The following is a 6931-nucleotide window of genomic DNA, read 5'->3' as shown; positions in this document are numbered from 1 at the left end:
AGACAGCGCCCGCCCAGCCCATCCCTCGGGCCCGAGGAAGCTCGTCCCCACCGCCGATGCCGCTGCGCCTGTCGCGATCCCCGGGTTCTCCTTCGCATCCTTCCACCAGTCCTGAGCAGCGTCACCCATCGCACCGAATGTCTGCCCGGACTTCCCCTCGGGGTTCAGCGCAGCATCGAGCCAGGACATCGGGTTCACCATGAGGCTGAACGCGACCGTCCCCTCGCTGACGCCCTTCCACGCTGAGCCGAGGTTGCCCCAGCTCCAGTCACCGCTGTTGTCCCATCCCCCTAGGTGCAGGGCTCCGCTCAAGGACTTCAGGATGTCGTCGGTGAAACCCTCCTCGAACTGTTCAGCCCAGCTCTTCCCCTTTGCGGTACCGACACGCGACCACGGCAGGTCGACACCGCGCGCGTTGAGGTCGCTCTCGGATGGCGCGGTGAAGGCCTGCTTGACCGAGGCTCCCGACGCCTTCTTGATCGCGAGGGCACAGTCCGCTTGAGCAGCTTGGAGCAGCGCCACCTGCTCGTTGATGCGCTGGATCAGCTGGTCGTTCTCGTGCCGAGTCACGATGTCCTCGTACCACGGCACCGTCTTCGACTGCGGCTTGGGATCGTCAGGCTGGTAACCGTTCCACGACCCCGAGACCGGAGCCTCGGGCTTGGGCGTGAACGCGGACTCGAAACGCGGAACGCCCTTCTCGACCCGCGCGACGAAGGCTTCCGCTTCCTTTCGCAGGTCGTCCAGCTGCTTCTTCGGACCGGCGGCCGTACTGGCGTAGGTCTCCAGCGCCGCGGCGACCTTCCGGGCGATCCCGCCGATCGTTTGGACGTCTTCGGTCACCGGGTCCATCAGGGCGAACACCTGATCGGACTCCGGCGATTCGTACACCCCGGACAGCTTCTGCCACTTCGCCGGCAGGTCGTCGGCCACCGTCTTCATCGAGCTGCCGCCGGTCTTGATGCTGTCGGCGCCGGTTGAAACTGCAACCAGGTCGAGGTCGGCACCGGGGATGCCCGATGGGTCGACGAGACCGTGGTCGCCGTACGCGACGCCGCTCATTGCCGACGCTCCGCCGCCTGGACGAAGAACGACACATCGTGGGTGTCAGCCAGGGTCACGCCAGCACGCTGGGCGTTCACGGCCATGTCGAGGTCACCCGCCTTGTAGGCGTCGACGGCGTCCGTAACGCCCTGCACACCACCGATCAGGCGATAGGTCACTTGGTCCACGTCGTCCTGCGTCTTGGTCAGGAACGCACCCAGCGCTTCGTTGACCACATCGCCGGCACCACCGGCGACCTCGGCGACCCCGCCCTGCACCGACTGCAGCGCGCGGGCTGTACCGTTCACCGATCCGCTGACGTCGTGCAGCACCGACTGGACACCGGCCAGGTCGATCTTCCACGCTTGTGTACTCATCGTTCTCCCCCCGTACGCGTGCCATCGTCGCGGGTTCGACGGCGTCACTGCAAGTCCCTGGGATGCATCGCATCTGCCCGGTGATCGCCGAGGCGCCGACCGAGTCCGGCAGCGGCGGCCCATCGATCGCGTTCGGTTCCGTGGAACCAGATCACGAGTCCGGGTGCGTGCGCGGGGCCGACGAGGTGTCCGCCGAACTCGGATCGGCGGGCGAGCAAGCCGCTGGCGTGTGCGGCGTGCGCACCGGAGAACACCCCGAACGGCACTGGCGGCCCCGCGATCGCCGTGTCGACGACTCCGTCGATCCGGCCGCGGCTGGTGGAGAACTGGGCCGACTGCGGGTGGCCGCCCTGCGTGACGGACTGGAGGCCCGCCTCCAGTCCGTCACGCAGCGCACGAAATCCGCCGGTCGGGCCGAGATCGGTCGGTACCGCGACCATGCAGCGGAGCGTCTCGAAGACGGAGCGCTGACCGCGCTCCACCGTCAGCACACCGCCTACCATCGACTCCCCGCTCCCGGTGGCCACGAACGTGGCCGGTCGGGGCGATCGATGCTCCGCCAAGGCGGTCATCCGGGCCGGATCGAGCGGCGTCAGCCCCTCGGCGAGGGAGTACAGCACCTCGACGTCGAGTGCCTGTGCGAGGAACCTCGCCGGCGTCGTCCCGAGCACGATCCCGGGTCGAGCGGCGTGCTCGACCGTGAAGTCGACGTGCAGGCGGATTCCGACGAGACCGTGGGCAGCACCGTCCGGTCGATCGGGTGCCCAGACGAACGCATGGTCCGCGAGCACGTGCAGTGCTGCCCAGGAGACCTCGGATCCGGCCGCGGTGTGCAGCGTCGCCCCGTCGCCTGCACGAACAGCGTCGAGCAGCGCCGGATCCGCGCGGATCGTGTCCCCCATGCGCGCGAGCCTACTGCTGTTCGCCGACATGTCGGATACGACGGGAACGTCCGAGGGACCGCGGTGCCAGGATGGACGCATGAACGACCGCGCCGGCACCCCAGCGACCGCACACGACCTCGTCGACCTGGACGAGCTCCTCGCCGCCTACCACGACCGAGTGCCCGATGTCTCGGTCCCCGAGCAGAAGGTCGTGTTCGGCACGTCCGGACACCGCGGGTCATCGCTCGACACCGCCTTCAACGACACCCACATCGCGGCCATCACGCAGGCGATCGTGGAGTACCGCCGCGACCAGGGCACCGACGGACCGCTCTTCATCGGCCGCGACACCCACGCGCTCTCCGCCCCCGCCGAGCAGACCGCTCTGCAGGTCCTCGCCGCCAACGGCGTGCGCGTGCTCGCCGACAGCCAGGACGGTTTCGTGCCGACGCCCGCGCTGAGCCACGCGATCATCCGCTACAACCGCGCCGGCAACCCGGACACGGCCGACGGCATCGTCATCACGCCGAGCCACAACCCGCCCCGCGACGGCGGCTTCAAGTACAACCCGCCGCACGGTGGCCCCGCCGACAGCGACGCCACGAGCTGGATCGCGAACCGGGCGAACGCGATCATCGAGGGCGGCAACGCCGAGGTGCAGCGCACCGAGGACGCCGAGCCCGAGCGCTACGACTTCCTCAACACGTACGTCGCCGACCTCGAGAACATCATCGACATCGCGGCGATCAAGCGTGCCGGCGTGAAGATCGGCGCCGACCCGCTCGGTGGCGCCTCGCTGCCGTACTGGAACGCCATCCGTGACCACTACGGCCTGGACCTGACCGTCGTGAACCCCGAGGTCGACCCCACGTGGGCCTTCATGACGCTCGACTGGGACGGCAAGATCCGGATGGACCCGTCGAGCCCCTCGGCGATGGCCTCGGTGCTCGCCCGCAAGGACGACTTCGACGTCCTGACCGGCAACGACGCCGACTCCGACCGGCACGGGATCGTCACGCCCGACGGCGGGCTGATGAACCCGAACCACTACCTCGCGGTCGCGATCGAGTACCTCTACGCGCACCGGCCCGAGTGGCGCGACGACGCCGCGATCGGCAAGACGCTGGTGTCGTCGAGCATCATCGACCGCGTCGCCGAGTCCCTGGGCCGTCGCCTGTGGGAGGTCCCGGTCGGCTTCAAGTGGTTCGTCCCCGGCCTGATCGACGGCTCGGTGGCCTTCGGCGGCGAAGAGTCCGCGGGTGCGTCGTTCCTGCGCACCGACGGCACCGCGTGGACCACCGACAAGGACGGCATCATCCTGGCGCTCCTGGCGTCCGAGATCGTCGCCGTCACCGGCAAGACCCCGTCGCAGCTCTACGCCGAGCTGACCGAGCGCTTCGGTGCGCCGGTCTACCAGCGCGTCGACGCCGCGGCCTCGAAGGAGCAGAAGGCCCGCCTCGGCAAGCTCGACGGCGACGCGATCACCGCGGACACCCTGGCCGGAGACCCGATCACCGCGAAGCTGTCGAAGGCCCCGGGCAACGACGCAGCCGTCGGCGGCGTGAAGGTCGTCACCGACAAGGCGTGGTTCGCCGCGCGGCCGTCTGGCACCGAGGACGTCTACAAGATCTACGCGGAGAGCTTCGTCGGGCAGGAGCACCTCGAGCAGGTGCAGCGCGAAGCCAAGGAGATCGTCGACGCAGCACTGGGCGCGTAGCGCCCTCGTCGGACGGGCTGTGGGTCTCGGACACCGCAGCCCGTCCGCCGGAACCGATCCGGGCCTCCAGGCCGTGCGTCGCAGGGGCGTACCGGGGGTACCGTGACTGCCGATCCACTCAGGAAGCCGTCTCGGTGCGACCGAGCACTTGCGGCAGTTGTAACTTTGCAGGCAGCGCAAAAATCGTTCTGCCAGCGCATCGGTACCCGGGAGACCCTGCTCATGACCCAGACGGCGACCGCCCCCGCGGCCCCCACCACGGCGTCCAACGTCGTGATGACGCACCGACAGATCCTGTTGGTGATCTACGGCCTGATGGCCGGCATGTTCCTCGGTGCCCTCGACCAGACGATCGTGGGCACCGCGATCCGCACCATCGGTGACGACCTGCACGGGCTCGACCAGCAGGCGTGGGTCACCACCGGGTACCTCATCGCGTCGACGGTGACCACGCCGATCTACGGCAAGCTCTCCGACATCTTCGGTCGCCGACCGCTCTTCATCACCGCGATCGGCATCTTCATCGTCGGTTCGTTCGCGGCGTCGTTCTCGGACTCGATGCTCATGCTCGCCGGGTTCCGCGCACTGCAGGGCCTGGGTGCCGGTGGTCTGATGTCCCTGCCGCTGGCGATCATGGGCGACATGCTCGCCCCGCGCGAGCGGGCGAAGTACCAGGGCTACTTCCTGGCGGTCTTCGGCATCTCGTCGGTCATCGGACCCCTCGTCGGTGGCGTCTTCGCCGGCGCCGACCAGCTGCTGTTCATCGCCGGCTGGCGCTGGGTGTTCCTGATCAACGTGCCGATCGGGATCATCGCGCTGTTCATGGTGCTGACGTTCCTGCACCTGCCGAAGTTCGGCGACCGCGGCAAGCCCCGCATCGACTGGTGGGGTGCCACGCTCGTCATCGTCACCCTGGTGCCACTGCTGCTCATCGCCGAGCAGGGCCGCGAGTGGGGCTGGGACTCCCCCGCCGCCTTCGCCTGCTACGGCGTCGGGGCTGCCGGGCTGATCGCGTTCATCCTCGTCGAACGCGCCATGGGCGACGACGCGATCCTGCCGATGAAGCTGTTCGGCTCGCGGGTGTTCTCGATGTCCGCGATCCTGTCCGTGCTCGTCGGCTTCGGCATGTTCGGCGCGATGCTGACGATCCCGCTCTACCTGCAGATCGTGAAGGGTGTGACCCCGACCGAGTCCGGCTTCGCCATGCTGCCGATGGTGCTCGGGCTGATGATCTCGTCGATCGCCTCCGGCCAGATCATCTCGAAGACCGGCAACTACCAGGTCTTCCCGATCACCGGCACCGCGTTCACCGCCATCGGCTTCACGGTCCTGACCTTCCTCACCGCTGACCGGCCCCTCTGGTTCCTGATGACCGGCATGTTCCTGATCGGTCTCGGGCTCGGGCAGCTCATGCAGACGCTGACCCTCGCCGCGCAGAACTCGGTCTCGCCGCGGGACATCGGTGTCGCCACGAGCGCCGCGACGTTCTTCCGCCAGATCGGCGGCACCATGGGCACCGCCGTCCTGCTCTCCGTGCTGTTCACCCTGATGCCGACGAACATCAGCGCGGCGATGCAGAACGAGTCCGACCTGAAGAGCGCCCTCAACGCCGCCATGACCCCCTCTGTGGCGAATGCCTCCGAGAACGAGGGCGTGATGGACGAGATCTGGACGAAGATCGTCGACCCGGTGCAGAAGAACGTGCAGGACGGTCTCGACCAGGGCACCGCGCAGGCGAAGCAAGCCGCCGACGCTGCCGTGACCAAGCAGGTGACGGCAGCCGTGCAGCGGCAGGTCGCCGCGGGCACGGTCCCCGCAGCCGCAGCGGACACGATCATCGCCCAGCAGGTCGACGACGCCAAGCCCGCGGCCGAACAGCAGGCGCTCCAGACGGCAGCCAAGAAGGCCAACGCCTCGGTCGTCGACGGCAAGCTGCAGATCGACTACTCCGACAAGGCGCAGCGCGAGAACGTCGTCGACCAGGTCGCCCCGACGCTGATCAAGCAACTGAAGAGCGGTGACTCGGCCGCGAGCTCGTCCACCGACTCGGCGACGAGCGACACATCGTTCCTGAACGGGGCGGATCCCCGGCTCAGCCGTCCGTTCCTGGTCGGGTTCAGCGACTCGGCCGTCCGCGTCTACTACGTCGGCCTCGCGGTGATCCTGCTCGCGTTCGTGCTGACGTGGTTCTTCCGGGTGCCGCCGCTCCGCAAGACCTCGGCGCTGCAGGAGCAGGCCGATGCCGCGCGCACCGCTGCCGGTGCGGGGTCGGACGGGAGCGCCGCCGCAGCCGCTGCCGCCGCGGCACCCGGGGCTGGTCCGGTGCCGACGGGGTCGGCGTCGGCACCTGCGTCGGCCTCTGCCGACGTGCCGACCTCGCCCGACGTGCCAACGTCGCCGGACGTACAGCCACGGTCCGCCCGGGCCGCCGGAGCGTCGGACGTCTCGGTGTTACCGAACGACGTGCTGCCGATCGGGGTCGACGACACCCGCGCGCCGCTGCCGAACGCCACGACGCACGGTGCGCACTCGGCGGCTGCGCCGGTCGACGAGCCCCCGACCACGACCGGTGCCATCCGGACACGGGCCGCCCACGCTGCCCCGGTCGTGGAGCCGGACGCCCCAGGGGCCGGAGCCGACGCGGCGGAGGGGAGCCGGGCCTCCCGGCCGGACGCTGGCGACGCGCACGCACACGGGCGACACTCCGCGGAGTAGTCGGCACGGGCGCTCGCTCGCTGATGCCGAACGACGAGGTCGCTGTCGCACGACAGCGACCTCGTCGCATCTGCGCGTGTGCAACTGTTGCGGCCGCGCGGGAGCGACACCTTCGACGTCGTACGACCTCTTGGGTTCAATCGGTGGTTGCAACGCCCTGAGCGTTTGGGTGGTTGTGATGGGTCGTGCGGCGG

At 69.0% G+C, this 6931-nt stretch carries 5 protein-coding genes; 2 read left to right on the top strand and 3 right to left on the bottom strand.

The window, feature by feature from the left end; genetic code table 11:
• From KK097_RS17635 to KK097_RS17625, 3 genes are all read right to left on the bottom strand, one after another.
• On the bottom strand, window positions 1-933 hold a 933-nt coding region (locus tag KK097_RS17635), incomplete at its 3' end, for a hypothetical protein (protein ID WP_214545614.1).
• A gap of 125 nt (window positions 934-1058) precedes the next feature.
• Window positions 1059-1469, bottom strand: a complete 411-nt coding sequence (locus KK097_RS17630; RefSeq protein WP_214545613.1) for a DUF6507 family protein — start codon at window positions 1467-1469, stop codon at window positions 1059-1061.
• Entirely contained in the window at window positions 1466-2323 is an 858-nt protein-coding gene (locus KK097_RS17625) for a DUF6177 family protein (protein ID WP_214545612.1), read from the bottom strand. Before KK097_RS17625 ends, KK097_RS17630 begins: the two co-directional genes overlap by 4 nt.
• Window positions 2324-2402: 79 nt before the next feature.
• On the opposite strand from KK097_RS17625, the gene pgm reads away from it, so the two are divergent.
• Both pgm and KK097_RS17615 read left to right on the top strand, forming a co-directional pair.
• Window positions 2403-4022, top strand: a complete 1620-nt coding sequence (gene pgm / locus KK097_RS17620; RefSeq protein WP_214545611.1) for a phosphoglucomutase (alpha-D-glucose-1,6-bisphosphate-dependent) — start codon at window positions 2403-2405, stop codon at window positions 4020-4022.
• A gap of 222 nt (window positions 4023-4244) precedes the next feature.
• Window positions 4245-6737 carry an MDR family MFS transporter gene (locus KK097_RS17615; RefSeq protein WP_214545610.1) on the top strand — a complete coding sequence of 831 codons (2493 nt, stop codon included), beginning with the start codon at window positions 4245-4247 and terminating at the stop codon, window positions 6735-6737.
• Window positions 6738-6931 lie beyond the last annotated feature (194 nt).

Origin of the sequence: Curtobacterium flaccumfaciens, from assembly GCF_018598405.1 — a bacterium.
GTDB lineage: Bacteria > Actinomycetota > Actinomycetes > Actinomycetales > Microbacteriaceae > Curtobacterium > Curtobacterium aurantiacum.
The sequence above is the reverse complement of the archived record's forward strand: the minus strand, read 5'-3'. Positions and strand labels throughout refer to the sequence as shown.